The sequence below is a fragment of the Mycobacterium sp. E802 genome (assembly GCF_001666875.1).
Lineage (GTDB): Bacteria > Actinomycetota > Actinomycetes > Mycobacteriales > Mycobacteriaceae > Mycobacterium.
Window position 1 is genome coordinate 21,932 of the sequence record NZ_LZJD01000008.1, and the last position, 21,815, is coordinate 43,746.

The 21,815-nt window shown below is 65.4% G+C and carries 21 protein-coding genes and 2 pseudogenes; 7 read left to right on the forward strand and 16 right to left on the reverse strand.

Annotation, left to right across the window (positions count from 1 at the left end):
• Window positions 1–12: 12 nt before the first annotated feature.
• From A5699_RS01195 to A5699_RS01230, 9 genes are all read right to left on the reverse strand, one after another.
• The gene (locus A5699_RS01195; RefSeq protein WP_067764176.1) at window positions 13–1,455 is read right to left on the reverse strand and encodes an SAVED domain-containing protein; all 1,443 of its coding nucleotides are present in this window, start codon (window positions 1,453–1,455) and stop codon (window positions 13–15) included.
• Window positions 1,452–1,988, reverse strand: coding sequence for a Mov34/MPN/PAD-1 family protein (locus A5699_RS01200; RefSeq protein WP_003881546.1), 537 nt, complete (start codon window positions 1,986–1,988; stop codon window positions 1,452–1,454). Before A5699_RS01200 ends, A5699_RS01195 begins: the two co-directional genes overlap by 4 nt.
• Window positions 1,985–3,562 (reverse strand): ThiF family adenylyltransferase, encoded by a 1,578-nt coding sequence (locus tag A5699_RS01205; RefSeq protein WP_003881545.1) that lies wholly within the window; start codon window positions 3,560–3,562, stop codon window positions 1,985–1,987. The genes A5699_RS01200 and A5699_RS01205 overlap by 4 nt, the downstream gene beginning before the upstream one ends.
• A gap of 8 nt (window positions 3,563–3,570) precedes the next feature.
• On the reverse strand, window positions 3,571–4,650 hold the full coding sequence (locus A5699_RS01210; RefSeq protein WP_102133895.1) for a nucleotidyltransferase: 1,080 nt from the start codon (window positions 4,648–4,650) through the stop codon (window positions 3,571–3,573).
• A 342-nt stretch (window positions 4,651–4,992) separates the two neighbouring features.
• A complete protein-coding gene (locus A5699_RS28885; protein ID WP_131722210.1) occupies window positions 4,993–5,679 on the reverse strand; it encodes a hypothetical protein in 687 nt (228 codons plus the stop codon).
• A 425-nt stretch (window positions 5,680–6,104) separates the two neighbouring features.
• Window positions 6,105–7,469 (reverse strand): FAD-dependent oxidoreductase, encoded by a 1,365-nt coding sequence (locus A5699_RS01215; protein ID WP_067764179.1) that lies wholly within the window; start codon window positions 7,467–7,469, stop codon window positions 6,105–6,107.
• Window positions 7,470–7,487: 18 nt separating this feature from the next.
• Entirely contained in the window at window positions 7,488–8,489 is a 1,002-nt protein-coding gene (locus A5699_RS01220) for a zinc-binding alcohol dehydrogenase family protein (RefSeq protein WP_067764181.1), read from the reverse strand.
• Window positions 8,490–8,506: 17 nt separating this feature from the next.
• Window positions 8,507–9,259 (reverse strand): glycine betaine ABC transporter substrate-binding protein, encoded by a 753-nt coding sequence (locus A5699_RS01225; RefSeq protein WP_067764184.1) that lies wholly within the window; start codon window positions 9,257–9,259, stop codon window positions 8,507–8,509.
• A complete protein-coding gene (locus tag A5699_RS01230; RefSeq protein ID WP_067764187.1) occupies window positions 9,256–9,903 on the reverse strand; it encodes an isochorismatase family protein in 648 nt (215 codons plus the stop codon). Before A5699_RS01230 ends, A5699_RS01225 begins: the two co-directional genes overlap by 4 nt.
• Window positions 9,904–10,036: 133 nt before the next feature.
• On the opposite strand from A5699_RS01230, the gene A5699_RS01235 reads away from it, so the two are divergent.
• On the forward strand, window positions 10,037–10,426 hold the full coding sequence (locus tag A5699_RS01235; protein ID WP_067764191.1) for a helix-turn-helix domain-containing protein: 390 nt from the start codon (window positions 10,037–10,039) through the stop codon (window positions 10,424–10,426).
• Between the two features lie 41 nt (window positions 10,427–10,467).
• On the opposite strand, the pseudogene A5699_RS29750 reads toward A5699_RS01235, so the two are convergent.
• Together A5699_RS29750 and A5699_RS01240 are read right to left on the reverse strand one after the other, a co-directional pair.
• Window positions 10,468–10,590: pseudogene (locus A5699_RS29750) on the reverse strand (Fic family protein); the annotation flags it as partial.
• Window positions 10,591–10,729: 139 nt separating this feature from the next.
• Window positions 10,730–11,614, reverse strand: coding sequence for an NmrA family NAD(P)-binding protein (locus A5699_RS01240; RefSeq protein WP_067764194.1), 885 nt, complete (start codon window positions 11,612–11,614; stop codon window positions 10,730–10,732).
• A gap of 69 nt (window positions 11,615–11,683) precedes the next feature.
• On the opposite strand from A5699_RS01240, the gene A5699_RS01245 reads away from it, so the two are divergent.
• A complete protein-coding gene (locus A5699_RS01245) occupies window positions 11,684–13,168 on the forward strand; it encodes an amidase (RefSeq protein WP_067764197.1) in 1,485 nt (494 codons plus the stop codon).
• Here A5699_RS01245 and A5699_RS01250 read toward each other — a convergent pair.
• The 3 genes from A5699_RS01250 to A5699_RS01255 form a co-directional block, all read right to left on the reverse strand.
• Window positions 13,165–13,545 carry a type II toxin-antitoxin system VapC family toxin gene (locus A5699_RS01250; RefSeq protein ID WP_082957515.1) on the reverse strand — a complete coding sequence of 127 codons (381 nt, stop codon included), beginning with the start codon at window positions 13,543–13,545 and terminating at the stop codon, window positions 13,165–13,167. The two genes, A5699_RS01245 and A5699_RS01250, sit on opposite strands and share 4 nt — an antisense overlap.
• A complete protein-coding gene (locus tag A5699_RS28290) occupies window positions 13,505–13,789 on the reverse strand; it encodes a type II toxin-antitoxin system Phd/YefM family antitoxin (RefSeq protein ID WP_082957516.1) in 285 nt (94 codons plus the stop codon). Before A5699_RS28290 ends, A5699_RS01250 begins: the two co-directional genes overlap by 41 nt.
• 87 nt (window positions 13,790–13,876) lie before the next feature.
• Window positions 13,877–14,470 carry a TetR/AcrR family transcriptional regulator gene (locus A5699_RS01255; protein ID WP_067764203.1) on the reverse strand — a complete coding sequence of 198 codons (594 nt, stop codon included), beginning with the start codon at window positions 14,468–14,470 and terminating at the stop codon, window positions 13,877–13,879.
• 131 nt (window positions 14,471–14,601) lie between these two features.
• Here A5699_RS01255 and A5699_RS01260 point away from each other — a divergent pair, with 131 nt between their 5' ends.
• The 3 genes from A5699_RS01260 to A5699_RS01270 are packed head-to-tail and all read left to right on the forward strand — an operon-like array spanning window position 14,602 to window position 17,005.
• Complete coding sequence (locus tag A5699_RS01260) at window positions 14,602–15,942, forward strand: cytochrome P450 (protein ID WP_067764206.1); 1,341 nt, start codon at window positions 14,602–14,604, stop codon at window positions 15,940–15,942.
• Entirely contained in the window at window positions 15,939–16,124 is a 186-nt protein-coding gene (locus A5699_RS01265) for a ferredoxin (RefSeq protein WP_067764209.1), read from the forward strand. Before A5699_RS01260 ends, A5699_RS01265 begins: the two co-directional genes overlap by 4 nt.
• Window positions 16,125–16,150: 26 nt before the next feature.
• The gene (locus A5699_RS01270) at window positions 16,151–17,005 is read left to right on the forward strand and encodes an SDR family NAD(P)-dependent oxidoreductase (protein ID WP_067764211.1); all 855 of its coding nucleotides are present in this window, start codon (window positions 16,151–16,153) and stop codon (window positions 17,003–17,005) included.
• A gap of 288 nt (window positions 17,006–17,293) precedes the next feature.
• On the opposite strand, the pseudogene A5699_RS01275 reads toward A5699_RS01270, so the two are convergent.
• Window positions 17,294–18,409: pseudogene (locus A5699_RS01275) on the reverse strand (CaiB/BaiF CoA transferase family protein); the annotation flags it as partial.
• Window positions 18,406–19,578, reverse strand: a complete 1,173-nt coding sequence (locus A5699_RS01280; RefSeq protein WP_067764213.1) for an acyl-CoA dehydrogenase family protein — start codon at window positions 19,576–19,578, stop codon at window positions 18,406–18,408. The gene A5699_RS01280 and the pseudogene A5699_RS01275, both read right to left, overlap by 4 nt.
• 122 nt (window positions 19,579–19,700) lie before the next feature.
• On the opposite strand from A5699_RS01280, the gene A5699_RS01285 reads away from it, so the two are divergent.
• Together A5699_RS01285 and A5699_RS01290 are read left to right on the forward strand one after the other, a co-directional pair.
• Window positions 19,701–20,699, forward strand: a complete 999-nt coding sequence (locus tag A5699_RS01285) for a LacI family DNA-binding transcriptional regulator (protein WP_369806638.1) — start codon at window positions 19,701–19,703, stop codon at window positions 20,697–20,699.
• Window positions 20,700–20,747: 48 nt separating this feature from the next.
• On the forward strand, window positions 20,748–21,797 hold the full coding sequence (locus A5699_RS01290) for an alpha/beta fold hydrolase (RefSeq protein WP_067764217.1): 1,050 nt from the start codon (window positions 20,748–20,750) through the stop codon (window positions 21,795–21,797).
• Window positions 21,798–21,815: the final 18 nt, after the last annotated feature.

Sequence of the window (21,815 nt, forward strand, 5' to 3'; positions counted from 1 at the left end):
TCAGGGACCGTGCTACGTGTCCACAGTGAAGGCATGCTCGTACCCTTGCGGGCCGAGGTGTTCGTACACGAGTGTCGTCGGGACACGATTCCAATGGTGTCCCATCAGTACGGCCAGACCGAGCGGGCCGATAAGGAACAGATGCAGTCTCTCGGAGCTGGCGTGGTTGCGCGCGAGATCTCGGATGGCGACGGCGAGGCTGTTGGCTGCCGCGGGTGTGGTCACGGCACTGGGACAGGTTCCAGTCGCTGGGGTGGCGGTCAGGATCGTGTTGACGGGCAACGCGTTTTGGAGTATCCACTCGGTCGCCTGGCTGGCCCCGTTGGTGGACACGTTGACGATGAGTGCGGTGTCATTGCCGCGCCCGACGGGCTGTTCGGTCACATCGAGATCGAAAGGCTCGGTGGCAACATCACTGGTCCACAGCTGGTCGCCTTGGCGGATTCCGACCTCGTAGCGCAGGACGCGCGGTAGTTCAACGCCGAGCAGGAAACCGGTTGCTTGGCGCATGTGCCCGGTCACCAGAATGCGGCCAGAACTTCCGAGTTGTGCTGGCACGGTGGCGATCTCAGCTGCGAGTTCAGTCCATGTATGCGGTGCGGCGGGGGTCACGCGGTGCGAGGGTTTTTCTCCGGCGATGCGGTTGACCCAATCGATGCTGACGGTAGCTTGGTCGGCGAGGTCGTCGTGTTTGATGGTCGCGATTGACACGGTGGTCCATGGCGAGCCGGCGTGCAGATCTAGCGTGGCAACGGCGTCGTTGATGTCTGCCAGGGTGAGTCGGCGGTGCCCGGCGACGACCTGCTGGGAGACCCACTTCGTGCTCTGGTCGACAGCATTGTCGTCCGACCGCAGGCCGTTGGCGGCCATCAGCAGGGCGACGTCGTCGTGCAGGCGCTTGAGTTCATAGGCGATATCGAAGTGAAGGTCGTCGAGCAGGGCCATCAGCGCGGCTTCGTTGGTGCCCGCGGCTGTTGCCCACGCTGTCCGCGCTTTTCCGCGCGCTGACTTCGGCCCATCTTGGGCGGCGCGGGGTACCAATCGGCTGTCACGTCCGTCGCGATCCTTGAGCAGCACATCGTTGGGGTCGTGCGGGCGGTTGGTGGCCAACCGCAATTCGACCGGATCACCGTTGGCGGTAAGAATTTTGTGTGTGGCTGCCAGCTTTTTGATGATGCCTTTGTCGTCCAGGTAGGTCAGCCCAACTGATGTGCGGTTGTCGGTGGCGTATTTGACCTGTGTGTACACGTGCGGAGGCCGTACCCGGTAGCGCACGACGTCGTCGCCGTTGCCGACGCCTGGTTCTTCGACACCAATGGCGATCGTGGGATTGGTGGTGTTCTTGGTCAGGTGGTGGTGCAGCGCTTCCATGCACGCCCGCCAGACGTGCAGCCACTGGTATTCGTCGCCGGTGATGCGGACGCCGGTGGCGCTGGGCATTTCGTTGCCGGTCATGCAGGGTCTCCTGGGGGGTCCGTGGTGGGGGCGTTTGTTCCTGGATCGCGGTGGGTGGTGTGAGGTGTCGGCCCGGGAAGTCCGCCCGTCAGTGTGACGGTGCAGGCGCGGGGGATCAGGGAGACGATGCGTCGGGCATCGAGGGTGTATCCGTGTTGGGTTCTGCGGAGCACGATTTGGGTGGGGTTGGGGTGCCGGGGCTTGGTCATCGAGATCCGGGCCAGCGACGCGAGGTCGGTGCGACTGGGGCCGACGTCGTCGGGGTGGCTGTGCCAGTCGCCGAGGTATCCGAGCCGGTGATCAGCCATGCGTGCCCTGAGCACGGCGGGGTGGTCGGCGCCGCCGGGGATGCGGTAGTGGGATCGGCCGCGGTCGGTGGTGGGGATTTCGATGGCAGTGATCACCCACGGGTGCCCGTCAAGGTAGACACCGATCAGGATGCCGCCCGTTTCGTCCGGGTGTGCCTGTGCGGCAGCGGTTGCCATGGCGGCGCGGGCAGACTCCGTGATCCACAGTCGCGTGCTGGTGTTCACTTGTACTCCGGCGCTGGTGTGTCGTCGGGATCGACGATGCCGGCGCGGTCAAATGGTGGGTTCATCGGGCTGAGCACCGTGATGCGTTCGTCCGGTCGTTGCCGCCGAGCGGTGAGCTGATCAATGGCGGCGGCAGCGGTATCGGCCGCAGCGGTGAGCACCGCGATGGGCGGGGCATTGTTCACTGGCGCAGTGCATCCAAGTTCCAGGAAACCCGGGTGAGCCGGACAGACAGCCTCGGTATCGGGTGGAAGTGCGACGTAGCGTGGGTCGTCGACCCGGGCCGCGATCGGGGTGTCGCCCTCGGATTGCCGCTGCACCCGCGCCAGCGCGCCGTGGTGGAAAAGGGCTCCCACGATGAGCGGGACGCCGCGGCGCCCACATACGTCAGCGAGCGCAGCGGTCAGCGGCAAGACCCCGGTGCAATCGATGACCACATCGACTCCACTGATGGTGGCGCGCAACCGGACGGGGTCGTAGGGCAAGTCATCATGGCCGGTCACCGAGGTCCACGGGGCATGCTGCTCGACGACGGCCCTGACAGCGACGGTTTTGGGGTAACCCACGAAGTGGCGTGTGCCCACGTGGCGAACAACGTTGGTGCTGGTGAGAAAGTCACTGTCGTACACGTAGAGGGTGCCGACGCCGCTAGCGGCAACGGCGACCGCGACATGCCCGCCGACCGATCCCGCGCCGGCGATCAGGACCGTCTTGTTGGCGAGCAGATCGGCATCGGCGCCTGCGCGCCGGCGCAGCGCCGGTACGTCGTTGGGGGTAGCCGCCAGTGCCCTCGTGCACAGGGTGTCGCCGAGGCCGGACAGGCTGACCACGATGGCGTCGTGGTCAGCATCATGGCGGGGCCAAGCCAAAACGATGAAATCGTGGCCACCGCTTGGCTCCGGGAACGCCGTGTCGGATCGCGCGGTCAGTCCACGGTCGAGGTTCCTGCGCTGGCGTCGACTCAGTGCTGCCCGCACGTCGTCGAGTGTGCGCGGAGGATCGGCTAGATGGTCGCGCAGATAAAAGGCGCCAGTCAGTACCGGTTTGCCGATGTTGCGAGGGTCGGGTGGGTTGCCGGCGCCGATGAGCAGCGATGTCCCCTGCAGGGTGCCGAATACCTCGGCGGTGTACCCGGGGGTGCCACCAGCGATCAGGTCCTGCAGGGGCAGTTCGGCTCGGTAGTCGCTGCGCTCGTCGTAGAGATAGTGCGCGTCGAGCGCGCGGTCCTCGGGGTTAAAGCCGTCCCGGGCTGCAGCGGCCCACTGGTCAAGGCGGTCCCAAAGTCCTTGTAGTGTAATGCCATCGATCTGGGCCGGGTCGTCTTCGGCCCACAGGCAGATGGTGCCTTGGGAGGCGTGGCCGGTGCGCAGGCCGGGAACAACCACGTGGGCGTAGCGCAGCGGCCACCCGGAATAGAACTGGATCCGCATACGGGTGGCGTCGGTGTGGCCGCGCAGACTCGGTCGAATTGGTCCCGCCCAGCACGGCTGATCCTGGTCGCCGTTGGCCGAGAACCCCGCGTTGACCAGGTCCGAGCAGAATCGATCAAATGCGGCGTCGTCGTAGGTGTGCACCAGTCAGCTCAGCGGCGAGCCTCGAGCCACGAGTCGGGTGTGGCGAAGCCACGCGGCTGATTGCTACCCAGTGCCCCCACCGCAGTGACGGCCCCGATCGGAAATCCTGCCGCGTCACACCCGTCGGGCAGCGGAAGGACTTGCCCGCGGTCGTTGGTGCCCAAGATGTCGCGCCACAGCTTGGCCGCGCGGCACCGTTCCGAATCGAGCGCTGTGCGGGCCTCGCCGGCCAGACGCTCGAACGTCTGCCCGGCCGACCTCCACTGCCACGGATCCAGGTCTGGCTTGAGTGGTGTGCCGAGCACAGGGTCGGGCAGACCGTCGTCGGCACAGTCGATCAACCTGGCACCGACATGTTGCATCGTGGAGGTCAGAAGCTCGGCGTGAGTGGTTCCGCTGACAAGCTGCTCCTTCCAGACGTAGTACGCGGCAATCTCGACAAACAGGCCTCCGGGGCGCTGGCCACCGAGATGGAAGTGACGGACCTGGCGCAGCAACCGCACGATGTGCCGGTAGGCGTTTTCCCCCCCGATCGTCGGACTCGACGAGGCCGTGGCCAGTGCATCTGTATCCGTAGCGAACTGCACGGGATTGGTCTTGATCCAGCGGCCCTCGTCGTTGTTCCACTGGTCGCGATCGCGGTTGGGGATGGCCCAGTGCTCACCCCAGGGCACGGCTGGCACCGCGTCGATGGCGAACGCGTCGTCGCTGAAATGGCCTTCGGGCTCAGGGAAGTCGATCTTGAGCGACCGTGCCTGACGCGTGATACGCCCGCCCAGATCTTCGCCCTTCACGCCGTATTCGTCGACGAGAACGCGCTCGACGGCGTTGTAGATCTTCTCGGGGCTGTGGCGCACTGATAGTCCGGTGAAGCGCAGGAAGACATCGACGTCCTTGCCCGGATACCGTGCGGTCAAGCGAGCGTAGGAGCCGATGAGCCGGGTGTCGATGCCCCACCCTTTCAGCTCGGCGTCGGCCTCGAGTAGTTCACGCACCTCGGTGTGGGCGGCGATAGCGCGGTCGCGCTTGTCCCCATGGATGCTGACATTGCGTACCGCTTGGGCGAACTCGGTATCGAGTGTCTCCATCATGCTCCTGCAAGGTTGTTGAATTCGGAACACCGAAGGCTCTTAGCGACGTGAGCGACCATGAGATGCGCCAGGTCGGGAACACCCCGTCGATGTGCGAGCCGACACCGCGTGGGCTGTATGCGGAATTGGGTTTATGCCGGGCTGCAGCGTGCGCCCATCCGCTATCACCTTCGAATGCAAATTCTACCGTCGGGGTCCGACATCTCTGATGTTTGCGTAAATATTTGTGGCGGCGTGTAGAACAAGGAGCGCTCCTGAACTCAGACCTTTCCTGGCCGCTTTTGTAGCACCCGATCAACAAGCGGCGGGGTGTATGTACGGGCGCGGTGCCCTGTGAATTTATCCGATTGCCGCGCTGGTGATCTGTTGCCGTGATCCGGCGCCGGTGCCAAAATCGACGTTGAGATAGACCGTGCCCCGCACGCTCTGCAGAAAGCGGTTGGGATCGCCGATGGTGACGTTCTTGCCGCTGATGAGGTCCACCAGGTCAGTAGCCGCATCCAACCTGCGCACGACGTGGCTAAGCTCGTCGCAGTTGATAGGTAATGGGACGGTGACTGAATTCAGCGGCGGCAGTGTCATATTGACGTCGGTCAAGTGGGCAATTGTTGCCGGCTCCCAAGGACCACCTCCGCCGCCTAGGCCCTGCCCGACGATGATGTGCGATGTGTAGTCCACGCTGAGTTCAATCCGATCTATTTCGGTTGCGAGGTGGCCCGAATTATGCACCGTCACCTTTGCGGTGAGAGCAGAGGTTGGTTCGCAGCCGCCAGTCAGCGATAGGCTGTTCTCGACTCTAGGTAGTGCGCCCGAAACGGATAAGGCCTGGTCTGCGATCCGGACGCTGTCGCGCGCGACCGACTCTGACGCTCGCGCGGTCCTCCACGATTGCCATGCCGCCACGGCGGACGAGATTGTGGCACACAAGGCAATTGTGGAGATGAGCACCGTGGCGGCCTTCGTCCATTCGTGGTCCTTGCCCTCGGCCGCAGATTCAGACTCGTTCGGGGCGGTGTTGTCAGGCACTCCTGGAGAATATTGCAGGACCCAATGGGGTTCTGTTTCGGTGTCTGATTGCAGGGCACCGCGAATCAGACGTCAAAGGCCTTCCCAATCCGCGTGCGTGGGTTGGGGATATGTCATCGAGCTTGACTTTGGACTGTCATGCGGACGACAGCTGGGTCGCACCGAGTGTGGCCGGTGTGATGGCGCGTGGGCGAGCCCCTGGGATCGCGGTGCTCCGGCAGTTACGGCAAGTACCCGGAAGGCCTGCTGCGGAGTCGGATGCGTGCACCGACGACGCGTTCTCGGATTCGCCATCCAGATTGCAAAAACCCGTTCGCCAAACCCGATGCAGTCGGAGGAAGATGCAGGTCAGGGCATCGCGATATGACACGGAGTTATGCAACCTACAGCGGCGGCGCGACGGCGGCCGACTATCTGGCTGCGGTCTACAGGGCGCCGAGCAACTGGTTGAAGCCCTCGGTCATGGACGGATGGGTAAAGATCGAGTCACGGAGTTCGGTCGCGGTGATGCCGTATCGGATAGCCAGAGCGACAGTGTTGATCACCTCGTGCGCGTCGTGGCAGAGCAACGCCGCACCCAGAATACGGTCAGTGTTGGCGTCGACCACTACCTTCATCATCCCGGCGGTCTGCGACACGATGCGGGCCCGCGGCATAGTAGCCATGTCCTGCACCCGCAGCGATGCCACCTTGATCTGGTGTCCGGCGGCCTCTGCCGCGGTAGCCGTCATCCCCACCCGGGCCAGCGGTGGCGTGGTGAACAACGCGTAGGGCACCGCGGATCGTGTTGCGGTGCTACGGGATCCGCTGCCGGTCAATTGGGATAGCACCACGCGGCAGTCGTCGAGCGAGATGTAGGTGAACTGCGGTCCGCCATTGACATCGCCGACGGCGAAAATATGCGGCTGGCTGGTACGGAGGTGCTCGTCTACGGCCACCGCGCCGCGGTCGGTGGTCACCACCCCGGCCGCATCTAGGTCGAGGCCATTGGTCACCGCCTCACGGCCTAATGCCACTAGCACCGCGTCGGCCGCCACGCGATGAGTTGCACCGGCGCCCCGGTATTCGACGCCGTCATCGGTCACCGAGCTGACCTGGGCGTCGGTGATAACGGAAACGCCACCGGAGGAGAGGATTTCGGCGGTGCAGTCAGCGACATCGGCGTCTTCTCGGGTCAACAATCGCGTGCTGCGTTCCAGTACCGTCACCGCCGATCCGTAGGCGGCGTACATGCCGGCGAACTCCAGGCCCACATACCCGCCGCCGAGCACCACCAGGTGTTCCGGAAGCTGCCGGCGAGCAAGTAGATCAGTGCTGGTGTACACGATCGGCGAGTCCACCAGCCCCGGGATGTCGGGCAGTACCGGCTGTGAGCCGGTACCGATGACGATCCAGCGTGCGGTCACGGTGACCGTGCTGCCGTCGGTTAGTTTCACGGCCAGTCGATGCGGATCGAGAAACCGGGCGTGCCCGGTGAGCACCGTGGCGGTATCGAGATTCTCTAGCATGGCGTAGTTGATGGCCCGCAGTTCGGCGGTGATATCGGCGGTGGCGGCCACGGCCGCGGCGTACTCGCTCGGGTGTGGGTCAACGCCGGACAACATCTCTGCGCGGTACACCATGGACTTAGTTGGTACGCAACCGATGTTGATGCAGGTGCCGCCGTACATCGCCGCAGACTGTTCGATCAGTACGACCCGACGGCCCAGCTTCGCCAGCGTCGCGGCCAACGTCTTACCGCCTTTGCCGAAACCGATGACCGCGAGGTCGACATCCAGCTCAGTGCTCACGTGCTCTCCGCATCTGGATCAGGAACGGTGGACGACGATCTTGCCCACCATGGAACCGGACTCTACGAGCCGGTGGGCCTGCCGGAATCCGGCGGCGTCGAAGTGGTCGATCGCAGTCGTCAGGGTGCTACGCAGCAACCCGGCGTCCGCCATGGCCGCGGCGTCGGTGAGCAGCCGTTGCTGGGCGATCATGTCGTGGTCGAACATCGATCGGGTGAACATCAATTCCCAGTGCCAAGCAATGCTTTTCGCCTTCAGTGGCAACAGATCGAGGCCCTCGGGTTCATCGATGGCGGTGATGTGGCCGAATGGACGCACAATGTCGGCGTAGGTCTGCACATTGCCCTGCGAGTGCGGGGAGAACAGGTAGTCGATACCGTCGGGTGCCACCTTCAGCACCTGATCGCGCAACTGGTGATGATCGACCACCACATCGGCGCCGAGTGCCCGGCACCACTCCCGCGACTCGTCTCGGCTGGCGGTGGCGATCACCCGAGCCTTGGTGCGTGCCTTGGCGAGTTGGATCATGGCCGAGCCGACGCCACCGGCCGCACCCAGGATCAGCAGATCCCCGGTGGAGTCGGCGCCGAGCCCGAAGCGCTCGAACAACGTCTCCCATGCCGTGATGGTGGTCAGCGGCATCGCCGCAGCCTCGGTGAAAGAGAGCGTCGTGGGCTTGCGCCCCACCAGGCGCTCGTCGACCGCGTGGTATTCGGCGTTGGTACCCGGCCGCGTGACGTCGCCGGCGTACCAGACCTCGTCACCGACGCTGAGGACGTCCACCTCGGCGCCGACCGCCGCGACCGTGCCGGCGGCATCGAAACCGAGGATGGTCGGTGCGGCCGAGGGTTGCAGGCTTTGGCGGCGTTTGATGTCTACCGGGTTGACCGATACTGCGTGCACCCGCACCAGCACATCGTGTGGTCGCAATTCGGGTCTCGCGATCTCGATGTCGCACAAGGCGTCCGGGTCATCGATCGGTAGTCCGGCGAACGAGCCGACAGCGCTCATAGTGGGCATCGGTTCTCCAAGTCAGGTCAGCGGCTGAAGTCGGTATAAGGGGTCGAGGTGCGGCGGCGCACCTTGTCGTCGAGGTTGGCGACCAAGGCGTTGCCCAGGTACAACTGGGCGAGGTCGGCCAGGGCCGCGGCACCGATCAACTCCTCGGCGTCCCGGCGCACCAGCACGGTGGCATTGTCGGTGGCACCAAGAATCATCAACGGGTCCTGCAACCGCCGGATCCGGTGGTGCAGATGCAGTCCCTGCGGATGCCAGAACGGCATTACCACCCAGCGCTGTTGGTCGAGCGCATCTACGAAACGGCGAATGCAGGCATCTTCGGTACCGTGCTCGAAATGGTAACCAGCACTGTCTAATCCGTACTCACGCACGGCCCGCGGCGACATCTCGCTGATTCCGGCGCCCGGTGCCATGCCCTGGATCAACCGCTCCATGTGCTGCAGCGCTGGCGGTGCCAGCAGGTCGGCGATGGAAGCCACCGTGGCCGGCACGTAGTCCGGTACGCCCCAGATCGGATAGGGCTCATAAAGCACGGTCACCGGGCGTACGTCAGGACCCAGGGCAGCCGCATACCGCCCGTGGCTGAATGGCAGCCACGCAGCTACCAGAATGTCGACCTCACCTCGACCCAGCGCGGTGAACATCTCCTCGTGCGGAGCACTGTGACGCTCGATGTCGTGGCCGTGCGAACGCAGTAGCAGCTCGACCTGCTCCGCGGCGGCGTCGTGAAACGACAGCGCGATATGGCCCACCCGGAGCGGCCGGCTCATGCCATCGCTGCCACGACGTCGGCGGTGCTGAGCACCGCATGGGCGAGGTAGCGGTAGTTGATCATCGCCGCGGCGTATCCATCGCCCCATTCGGGATGACGCGGCCCCGCCGTAGCGTCGGCGACGACGGCGACCTCGAAGCCCTGCTCGAGCAGGTCGCGCAGATGCGATTCGACGCACATGTTGGCCAGCATTCCGCCCAGGATCACCCTGCTGATGCCGCGCTTGCGCATCTGTAGGGCCACGTCATTGGTCTGCGATCCGAACACCTTGTGCGGACTGCAGACCACCGTCCTCCCATCCTCGATGAAGTCCCGGAATTCGGGCAGCCAGTCGGCGCCGGAACCGGCAAAGCCGTCGAGTGTCAGAGGGCCGGTGCGGGCGAAGGTACCCGACGCAAACTCCGCGGATTCCAACGGGCCGTTGAACTTCCAGCTGTGATCGGCGGGATAGAAGTAGTGCGGCGAGATCACCACGGTGACGTCGCGCTTCCGGGCGGCCTCGAAGATCTCGATCATGTGCGCCACCGTCCCGTTCTCGGTGACGCTGTCACCCAGCACCGCCCAGTTGCGTCCAAGTGGGCTCAGCACATCGATCTGCGGGTCGATGAACAGCACGGCGGTGTCTCGGTTGTCGATCTGCATCGGCTCTCCCTGTCGGTGTGTTCGCGGTGATGGTAGGAGTGCGGTGCCGGTTTCCCGCAAGGCCGCCTACTGTCCTTGCGGGAAGCATTGCCGGTCGGAGGTGGTTTCATCCATCTGAGCAGAAGGAGCCGATGTGGCCAGACCGTGCCCGACCGGGCGTCACGACGAGCACAACGTTTATGCCGAGAACTGTCCGTGCCGGGCGCTGTTGGACCTGATCTCCAACAAATGGTCGGCTCTGGTCATCGGGATGCTCGATGAGCGAGGCCTCGTGCGATTCTCGGAGTTGCAGGCCGTGCTGCCCGGGGTGGGCGCGAAAATGCTGACCCAGACGCTGCGCCGACTGGAGGCGGCCTCGCTGGTGGAGCGCACCGTCTATGCCGAGGTGCCTCCGCGCGTCGAGTACACCCTGTCCGAACTCGGCCGAAGCGCGGCGGTGCCGTTGGCGCAGATCCGGGCTTGGGCTGAGGACCACATCGACCAAGTGGAGTTCCTCAACCGGAAGTGGTCGGAGCAGAGCTGACCGGCAGTAGGTCGAGGCGGCCGCGTGTCCGTGCCCTGTGTTCACCCGCGTCGTCCGGCGCGTTCGGCGAAAGCGTCGAGCGCATCCAGGATTTCAGGTGCGCGCCAGGCACGATCACGTGCGCGGTCGGTGAACTCGACGACAATGCCCGCCCCGGTGAGAGGACCTGGAGTAGCTGCTTTCCAGGCTCGGAGCCCAGTGCAGCGTCTCGTAGCTGAGCGGCGCAAGTGTCGCCATGGGTCCATAATGGCGACACTTAATCACCTAAGTGTCGCTATCCGGTTGTAAGAGCGACACTTAGCGCTAAGTCCAGGCTCGCTCCCGCCAGCGCCAGGCGTTGTCGCGGACGAACTCGGTCAAGGTGCGTGGCGCCCTGCCCAGCAACCGACGGACGTCGTCAGTCAACGGCTGGTTCGCACCCAACCGCGTCAGGGTGTACACCGCACACATGAAACCCATTGTGTCCCAACCGACTCCACGCCTGCGCAGGCGGTGGACGAAACGAATCAGCCCCGGTCGGGTGTAGGTGACCTTGAAGCCCAACTCGGCGGTCAGCGTCGCAGCCACGTCGTCCATGGTCAACGCCGCGGGGCCGGTGAGGTGATAGACGGTATCGACGTGCTTCTGCGGGTCGGCGAGGACTTTCGCTGCGACCTCGGCGGCGTCCCGGGCATCGATGAAGGTGGTGCGCCCCCGGCCGGCGGGAATCAACAGTTCGCCGTGCGCGACGATGTCCTCGCCGTGGGTGGAGATCTGCCGGTGCAGGTTCTGCATGAAGAAACTGCACCGCAGCACCGTCCACGTGAGTGTGCTTTCCCGCAAGGCCTTCTCGACTTTGTAGTGCGGGATGAACCGGGCGCGGTCAGCGCCGAACACCGACACGTACACGACGTGCCGGCATCCGGCCTTCTCGGCCGCGGCGATGAACGGGATGATCGCGTCCCGTGCGGCTCGGTTGCCGGGAAGCGGGAACAACAGGAACAGACAGTCGACACCGGCCAGTGCGCGGTCCCAGGTGGAGCGGTCGAAGAAGTCCAGGGCGACGACCTCTGCCGACCCACCGCTCAATCTCGCCTTCAGCTCATCGGGGTGCCTGCTGGCCACGCGCCAGGACAGGTCCGGCCGACGGTTGAGCTGTTCCACCAGCTCGTATCCGACGTTGCCCGACGGTCCGGTGATCAGCAGCATTCCTCACTGTAGGCAGGTGGGCCCAGGTGTGGCCCACCGCGCAGCGTCACCTCGGTCTACCGTCGTGGGATGGACTTCGACGAGTACCGGACCCACGACGCCACCTCCTTGGCGAAACTGGTTGCTGACAAGCAGGTTTCGGCGGCTGAGCTGCTCGCCACCGCCCGGGAGCGGGCCGCGGCGGTGAATCCGAAGATCAACGCCATCGTGCGGGACGTCCCAGCGTCCCCGTCGGATGATCTGACCGGCCCGTTCGCCGGCGTCCCGTTCCTGATCAAAGATCTCGCGCAGGACTATGCGGGCTTGCCCACCTCGGCCGGCTCCCTCGCGCTGATGTCGCTGAACGCCGCCGAGCACGCCACCGTCGTACAGCGCTGGCTCGACGCGGGCCTGGTCATCTTCGGGAAGACCAACACTCCCGAGTTCGGAGCGAAGGGCATCACCGAGCCCGACGCCTGGGGACCGACCCGCAATCCCTGGGATCTGGCGAGGTCACCGGGCGGAAGCTCGGGCGGGTCGGCGGCCGCCGTCGCCGCCGGCATCGTGCCCTGCGCCGGCGCCAACGACGGTGGCGGATCGATCCGTATCCCGGCGGGCAGCTGTGGCCTTGTCGGGCTGAAACCGGGCCGCGGGCTCACCCCCTCAGGCCCGGTCGTCGGAGAATCCATGCACGGCGCGGCGGTTCAAGGCGTCGTCTCCCGGACAGTGCGCGACACGGCCGGGATGCTCGATGTGCTCAGCGGCGGCGAGCCCTTCGGACCCTACGTGCCGCGCGTGCCCGATGAGTCTTTTGCGTCGTGCGTGGGGGCGGATCCCGGGAAGTTGCGGATCGGGCTGCGGGTGCCGACGGCGATCAACCCGACACCCCACCGCGAAGCGTTCGCGGCTGTCGAGGCGACGGCTGCCGCGCTGACCGAGTTGGGCCACCATGTCGAGGAACTGCCGCAAGCACCCTTTGACGACGCCGCGCTGGCCCGGGACTTCCTGTTGACCTGGTTCGTCTATAGCGCATGGGAACTCGCCGAGGCCAAGCGGCTGACCGGCGCGGGTGACGACGCCTTCGAGCGGGACACGCTCATCATGGCGGCGATCGGGCGCGGCACGAGCAGCGTCGACTATCTCGATGCGGTGCAGCGGCGCCACGAACACACACGGCGGCTGAGCACGTACTTCGAGTCGTACGACCTGCTTCTGACGCCCACTCTGGCCACCCTGCCACCGCGAATCGGCGAGTTCGATCTACCGGTCCCGCTGCAGCGTGGCGCGGACGTGCTGATCAAGACGCGCACCGCAAGCCTGTTGCGCTACACCAAGATCGTCGACGACATGGTGGACAAGAATCTCGGCTGGGTGCCCTACACGCAACTGGCGAATATCACTGGCCGCCCGGCGATCTCGCTGCCGCTGCACTGGACGACAGAAGGATTGCCGCTCGGTGTCCAGTTCGTCGCACCGCTTGCCGGTGAATCGCTTCTGCTCAAGCTGGCGGCTCAGCTTGAGCAAGCCATGCCGTGGGTGGGGCGGTACGCGCCCCTCACCTTCGGCGACGTTTAGACGTTAACGATCTTGATGAGGTGGTCGAGGCCGGTGAAGTCGTCCGGGTTGCGGGTATAGAGCCTGGCATGGTGTGCGTGGGCGGTGGCCGCTATGAGTAGGTCCATGGACCGTGCCCGCGGCTGGCGACCGGCGTTGACGACGGCGGCCGCTATCTGGCCGTAACTGACTGCCACCGCCTCGTCGATGGGCAGCGCATCAAAGGTGCGTTGTAGCGCTAGTAGGCGTCGTAGCCGTTCGGCGCGCACTCCCTGATCTTTCGCCACGAGAACTCCGAAATGCATTTCGGCGACGGTGATTGCGCTGATACCCAATTCTCCGTCGAGGGGCCCGATGTCAGTGGCGACGACCACGCTGGTGTCGAGGAACGCCCTCACGCAGTTCCCCTCGGTCGCGCGGTTCATGGGAGATCGTGTCGCGGTCCGGTTTCCAGGCCGGGTCGTTCGGGCCGCGGAACAGTTCGGTGATGTCAGTCCACTTCCTCCACGTCCTGGGCGCAGCGGGCACGAGTCGGGCGCTGGGTCGGCCAGCGACGGTGATGGTGAACTCCTCACCTTCCTCGACTCGGCGGACGAGGTCGGAGGCGTGTTGTTTGAGCTCGCGTAGCCCCAGGCTGTCCATACGGCGAACATAGCGCTTGTGCTACTTCGTGGCGATCGAATTCCGCACCGCACGTCGGTGGCCACCGCCGAAGCGGTCGCGCCGCACTCAGGAGGGCGAACTCAGATTTGCCTCGCGCGGTGCGCGCAGGCCGAGCGTGCGCCGGGCCGCCGTGATCAGGTGGTCGTAGAGCTCTCGATCGTCGATGCCGGCGAAGTCCACGCCGACGGCCGCCGAGATGCCGGCCATGACGACGGCGGCGCGGACCTGGCCGCCGACCCCGGGCTCGGCACTGGCGAGCAGATCGGCTTGCCGTTTGACCAGGGCGGCTGATCGGGGTTGTTGGCGTAGAAGTTCCGCGACGCCGGGGTCGCCGGTGAATATGGGGAACAGGTCCCGATGCGCCACGGCCAGGGACACGTAGCCGGTGAGCATGGATTCGGCCTGGGCGCGGTTACCCCGCTGGGCTTCGGCGTTCTCGACGCGCTCGGCCAGCTCGTCGATCACGGGTTCCATGATGGCGTTCAGCAGCTCATCGCGGGTGCGGAAGTGGTGGTAGATAGCCGATTTCGTCAGCCCCAGCTCGTCGGAGATCATCTGCAGCGAGGTGCCGGCGACGCTGTGGCGCCGGAACAACTCGATGGCGACGTCGATCAACTTCTGCCGGGTCGTGCCACCGGCGCCCGAAGCCGCACCCTTCACGATGGCGACCGAAATGTAGCGTGCCTAACATTTTCGCCTAGACTGACCATTCGTACAGTGTATTCCTGTACGTTTGGTCAGTAAGCAGCTATACGTTTGGTCAGCTGGCACCGCTCAGCTCAGGAGAGCCGATGACATTGGATACCGCGTCTCATCAGGACTTTTCCGCCGACCCGTTCCCGCTCGACGGCATCGACTTTTTCCACGATCCGGCACTGGTCGCGGATCCGTACCCGGTGCTGGCGCGCATGCGTACCGCGAATCCGGTCCTGCGTGAGCCGTCGAAGAACGTCGTCATCGTCACGGGCTACGACGAGGCGTTGGCGGTGGTCAGCGACCACGACTCGTTCTCGTCGTGCAACACGGTCACCGGGCCGACTCCGGGATTCCCGGTGCCGCTCGACGGTCTCGACGCATCGGAAGTGCGCAAATTGATCGAGGCGCACCGCGACGAGTTGCCGTTCAGCGACCAACTTCCATCGTTTGACCCGCCAAAACACACGGGACACCGCTCATTACTCAGCCGCCTGATCACGCCCAAGCGCCTGAAAGAAAACGAAGAGTTCATGTGGCGCCTGGCCGATCAGGTGCTGCAGCCTTACGTGGCTGATGGTGGCGGCGAGTTTCTCGGTACGGTCGCCAATCCTTTTGCGCTGCTGGTCATTGCAGATCTGCTGGGCGTCCCCGAATCGGACCGCCCTGAACTCACCGAACATCTGATCGGCGACAACTCGCTGGGCAGTACCGATGATGCCGTGATGACGCATGCTCCGTTGGAGTTCCTCTACGCCCGGTTCAGCGACTACATCGCCGAGCGGCGCCGCAATCCCCGCCGCGATGTCATGACCGAGATGGCGCAGGCCACCTTCCCGGATGGATCGACGCCGGAGGTCATCGACGTGGTGCGGGTGGCGGCCAATCTCTTCTCGGCCGGCCAGGAGACCACGGTCCGACTCCTGTCCTCGGCCTTGAAGATCTTGGCCGAAAACCCGGAGCTTCAACAGCAGCTCCGGGACGCTCCCGATCGGGTGCCCAACTTCGTCGAGGAGGCCCTGCGTTTCGAAAGCCCGATTCGAGGAGATTTCCGGCTGGCCCGTGACACCACGACCGTCGGCGACGTCGAGATTCCCGCGGGCACTGTGGTGATGGTGCATTACGGTGCGGCCAACCGTGATCCGCGCCAGTTCGACAATCCCGACGTCTTCGACCTGGATCGGCACAATGCCCGGCGGCACATCGCTTTCGGCCGTGGTGTGCACAGCTGCATCGGTGCACCGCTGGCCCGCGCCGAGGCGAAAGTCGTCATCCAGCGACTGCTGGCGACCACCAGCGCCATCGAGATCGACGAATCCAGGCACGGAGCTGCCGACGCCCGGCGCTACGACTATGTGCCGACGTACATCCTGCGCGGTCTGACCGATCTGCATCTGACCCTGACTCCTGCCGCCGACGTGGGGGAGGGGCCTCGATGAGGGCCGTCGTCGACGATGATCTCTGCCGCGGACACGGAGTATGCGCAGCGCTGTGCCCGCAGGTGTTCACGCTCACCGACGGCGGCTACGCAGAGGCCCTCACCGCCGACATCCCGCCAGAACTCGAGCGCGCGGTCGCCGAAGCGGTCGACAGCTGCCCGGAACAAGCCATCCGCATCTAGCGGATCAGTCACAGAAAAGAGCAAAAATGGCAACGGATTTCGAGCATCGCGAGCGTACCGCCTTCGACCTGTCCGGCAAGGTGGTGGTCGTCGTGGGCGGCGGGCAGATGCCCGGACCCAAGATCGGCAACGGCCGGGCCACGGCCATCGTCGCGGCCCGCCACGGTGCGGAGGTGGTGGTCGTCGATCGCAACCTCGACGCCGCGCAGGAGACGGTGGACATGATCACCGCGGAGAACGGCAAGGCCTACGCCGTGCAGGCCGATGTGGCCGAAAAGGATGACTGTCAACGCATTTTCGACACCGCGATGCAGCAAAGCGGTCGCGTCGACGGGATGGTCTACAGCGTGGCGATCAACCCGCCGTTCGACCGGGTGAACAACACGATGACCGTCGAGGACTTCAACCACGGCATCAACGTGAACATGCTGGGGTGCTACTACTGCAATCTCTTTGCCGCCCAATGCATGGAGAAGAACGAGGGTGGTTCGACCGGCAGCATCATCAACTTCTCGTCCATCGCGAGCATCAAGAACGAGGTCGGTCTCAACATCGGGATCATGCCCTACGCCCTCGGTAAGTGCGGGCTGAACTACATCACCGAACTCACCGCCGCCCAATACGCCGACGCGGGCGTCCGTGCCAATACGTTGATGCTCGGCCCGATCGACTCCACGCTGGGCAACACCGATTCCCAGTCGCTGTTCGGTTTCGAACCCGAGGAGGTCGACGAGGCGTACCGGGAAGTGGTGAAGCTGAAGATGGGTCGGGCCAGCGCCTGGGAGACCGGCTATGCGGCCCTGTTCCTGCTCGCCGACGAGTCCCGGTTCATGACCGGGCAGCAGATCCGGTTGGACGGTGGAGCCACCCTGGTGCGGTGACGGGTCTCAGTCCGAATGCGCGGTCGGGCTCTGGGTGGACTCCCACTTGGATTCCAGGGACCGCGTAACCGGTGTCCCGGCGGCCAGTTCCCGCTGAGACGTCGCACCGTCGTCGGTTTCGAAGGTGACCAGGAAGCCCGAATCGGTGGGCTCTTTGTGAACCACCTTGCAGACGGGTTCACCGCTGCCGAGGGTGATGATGTCACCGGGGGCGACGTCGTCGATGCGGCTGTCAGCGTTGGGTTCAGACATGGTTTGACGGTAGCCATTTTGGTCGAGCGTCAAACCGCCGAGCCGTGGCGGTGCCGTGCGGTAGCGCGGCGGGGTGGCGCTCAGCCGGATCGGATTGGACACGGTGGCCACCGGCTTGTCCCGGCGCGGATCGGCGATCGTGGTGACCGGGCTGAGGCCGAGGCGCTGGGCGAGGGCGAAGGCGTCGGCGAGGTCGTTGAGCGGGCCACACGGTACCCCCGCTTCGGTCAGCGCCTGGTACCACGCATCGGCCGTATCGGCGGCCAACGCTTGGGTCAGCTCCTCGATGAGTGGTACACGATGGCGTACCCGCTCGGCGTTGGTGGCGTAGCGGGGATCTTCGGCGAGTTCAGCCGCCCCGAGAACCTTTGTCAGCGCCCGGAATTGGCGGTCGTTGCCGACCGCGAGCACCAGTGGCCGGTCCGCGGTCGACAGCACCTCATACGGAGCGATGCTGGGGTGGCGGTTGCCCATGGCCTGGGGCACCACCCCGGCGGTGACGTACCCCGAGGCCTGGTTCACCAGTGCCGACAGCAGCGACGAGAGCAGGTTCACCTCGACCCGCTGACCGGCCCCGGTGCGGTCGCGATGGCGTAGCGCCGCCAGGATGCCCACGGCGGCATGCAGTCCCGTGATCACGTCGACCACGGCGACACCGACTTTGGTGGGGGTGGCCGGATCGGGTCCGGTGATGCTCATCAGCCCGCCGACCGCCTGGATCAGCAGGTCGTAGCCCGGAAGTTGTTGCTCCCGGCCGAATCCCGTGATCGAGCAGTACACCACGCCGGGGTTGGTCCGGCGAACGTCGTCGTAACCCAGCCCGAGCCGGTCCATGGTGCCGGGCAGGAAGTTCTCCACGACCACGTCGGCCCGCGCGGCCAGCGCCCGCGCCTGCGCCAGTCCGGCGGGATCGCGCAGATCCACGGCGACGGACTGTTTGTTGCGGTTGACCGACAGGAAGTACGACGCCTCGCCGTCGACCCAGGGCGGCCCCCAGCTTCGGGTGTCGTCGCCGGTGCCCGGGCGCTCGATCTTGACGACGGTGGCGCCCAGGTCGGCCAGCAGCATGGTGGCGTACGGGCCGGCCAGCACCCGGCCGAAGTCGGCGATGAGCAGGCCGTCGAGAGCTCCGGCGGAATCCGCGGCGCTCACCGGAACGCCGAGGCGCCGGTGAGCGCCCTGCCGATGGTCAACTGGTGCACCTCGGAGGTGCCCTCGTAGGTCAGCACCGATTCGAGGTTGTTGGCGTGCCGCAGCACCGGGTACTCCAGGGTGATTCCGTTGGCGCCCAAGATGGTTCGGCATTCACGGGCGACCGCGATGGCCTCGCGCACGTTGTTCAGCTTGCCGAGGCTGACCTGCTCGGGGGCGATCTCCCCGCGATCCTTGATCCGACCGAGGTGGTAGGCCAACAGGTGACATTTGCCGACCTCGAGCGCCATGTCGGCGATCTTGGCCTGCGTCAATTGGTACGCCGCCAGCGGCTTGTCGAACACCTCGCGGGTCTGCGCGTAGTCGATGGCGGTCTCGAGGCAGTCGCGCGCGGCGCCGGCGGCACCGAAGACGATGCCGAACCGGGCCTCGTTCAGCGCCGACAGCGGGCCGCGCAGGCCCTGAGCCTTGGGAAGCACCGCATCGGCGGGCAGGCGCACGCCATCGAGCACGAGTTCGGAGGTGACCGATGCGCGCAGCGAGAGTTTGGCGTGGATCTCCGGGGCGGAGAACCCGGGCGCGTCGGTGGGGACGACGAAACCGCGGATGCCGTCGTCGGTCTGCGCCCACACCACCGCGACATCGGCGATGGAGCCGTTGGTGATCCACATCTTGGTGCCGTTGAGCACCCAGTCGTCACCATCGCGCTTGGCGCGGGTACGCATGCCCGACGGGTTGGAACCGAAGTCGGGTTCGGTCAGCCCGAAGCAGCCGATCGCCTCGCCGGTGGCCATCCTCGGCAGCCACTGCTGCTTCTGCTCCTCGCTGCCCCAGTGGTGAACGCTGAACATGGCGAGCGAGCCCTGCACCGAGACCAGGCTGCGAAGGCCGGAATCGACGGCTTCCAGTTCCAGACAGGCCAGGCCGTAGGCCGTCGCGCTGGTGCCCGCACAGCCGTAGCCGTCGAGGTGCATGCCGAGGACGCCGAGTCCGCCGAGTTCCTTGGCCAGCTCGCGGGCGGGCAGGGCGCCGGCCTCGAACCACTCCGCGATGTGCGGTCGGATGCGCTGATCGCAGAACTTGCGGACCGTATCCCGCATGGCGATTTCGTCCTCATCGAGGAGGGCGTCGAGCGCGAACAGCTGGGACAGCGTGGTGGCCTTGGACATTTTTCCTCCTGGAGCCGCAGACGTGTGCAATCGGTTGGCAGAACGTTTGCGAGAACGATTGCATCACCTACAGTAGGGGCGCATCGCGGATGCGGTCAATCCGCCGGATCAGGAGGTCGGCTGTGACGGGTCGGGCGCCGACGCTCAAAGAGATCGCCGAGCGCGCCGGGGTCCACATCTCCACGGCGTCGCGCGTGCTGCGGCAGCCCGAGCCGATCGACGGCTGGTCGGAGGCGGCGTTGCGGGTGCGGGCGGTGGCCACCGAACTGGGGTATCAACGCAATCTGCAGGCCGCCAGCCTGCGGACCCGCCGTACCACCACGGTCGGGGTGGTGATGCCGCGGTTGACCGACGGCGTGGTGGCGACGTACTTCGAGGGCATCGAAGAAGCCGCGACCGCCGCGGGGTACTCCGTGCTGCTCTCCAGCCCGCCCGACGACCTCGACGCGCAGCGGCGCGCCATCGAATTCCTGGTCAGCCGGCAGGTGGACGGCCTGCTGCTATCGAGCCTGCACATCCCCGGCGACCGCTTCCTGGAGTCGCTGAACCTCGGCCGGGTGCCGGTGCTGCTGATGACCCGGCACGCCGAGGCCGGCGTCCCGTTCGTCGGCGGCGACGACCGTCGCGGCGGTTACCTGGCCGGGCGGCATCTGCTGGAGCGCGGCCTGAGCGATCTCGCCGTCATCGCCGGCCCGGCACATGCCACCACCGCCAACGACCGCCTGGCCGGGTTCCGCGACGCGCTGGCCGACGCCGGGGTCGAGCTGCCGCCGCTCCGGGTCAAGCGCTCGACGTTCGACGTCGCCGGCGGCCGTAGCGCCGGCACCGAGTTGCTGACCGGCCCCGATCGGCCGCAGGCCATTTTCGCGGTCAGCGACTCGATCGCGATCGGTGTGGTCGGCGTGGCCCGCGACGTCGGGTTGAGCATTCCCGACCAGCTGGGCCTTGTGGGCTACAACGACATCCCGGTGGCTGCGCAGCTGCCGGTGCCGTTGACCACCGTGCGCTCACCGGCCCGACAGATCGGTGCCACCGCGTTCCGATGTCTGCTGGACGTCATCGCCCAGCGCCATGTCGAATCCGTCCGTCTGCCAGTGGAATTGGTTGTCCGTGGTACTTAGCTGTCCGTCGCACTTAGAGTAATCAACAACAGAAAAGAGGAGCCCACCTTGCCCGCACCCAGCGATGCCGAGTACTTCGACCTTGGCGACTTCACCCTCCAGGGTGGTTCCACGCTCCGAGGCGCCACCCTGGCCTACAAGACGTACGGCACGCTCAACGCCGACAAGAGCAACGTCATCGTCTACCCCACTTGGTATTCGGGGTGGCATACGGACAACGAGTGGTTGATCGGAACGGACAAGGCGCTCAATCCCGACCACTGGTTCATCATCGTCCCGAACATGCTCGGCAACGGGCTCTCGTCGTCGCCATCGAACACCCCCGCGCCCTACGACAGGGCCCGCTTCCCCGCAGTGACGTTCTATGACCAGGTCGAGGCGCAGTACAAACTCGTCACCGAGAAGTTCGGCATCTCGACCATCGCGCTTGTCACCGGATGGTCCATGGGTGCCGGCCAGACGTATCAGTGGGCGGTGAGTCACCCGGAGATGGTGCAGCGCGCCGCACCGTTCTGCGGGTCGAGCATCACCGCACCGCACAACAAAGTCTTCCTTGAGTCGCTGATCGCGGCACTCACGGCCGACGCCGCGTGGGCGGATGGCGATTACTCATCGAATGCCCTGCCGGTCAAGGGATTGCGCGCATTTGCGCGGGTCTATTCGGGCTGGGGCTACTCGCAGGCGTTCTATTGGGAAGAGACCTGGCGTGAGCTCGGTTTCACCTCGCTCGATGACTTCCTCTACGGGTTTTGGGAGAACTTCTTCCGCGACGGACGCGATCCCAACAACCTGATCACGATGCTGCGGACATGGCACAGCGGAAACGTGGGCAACACACCGGGATTCGACGGCGACACCAAAAAGGCGCTCGGTGCCATCCGGTGTCCGCTCCTGGCCATGCCGGCCGAAAAGGACCTCTACTTTCCGCCGGAGGACGAAAAGTGGGCAAGTGAGTACATCGTCCAGGGTGAGGTGCGGGTGATTCCCGGTATCTGGGGGCATTTCGCGGGCGGCGGCGCGAACCCGGTCGATACCGCATTCATCGATGCGGGCCTTCGGGATCTGCTCGCCAAACCGGGCTATTCGCCGAAGAACTGATCACCTATGCCGTCGGAT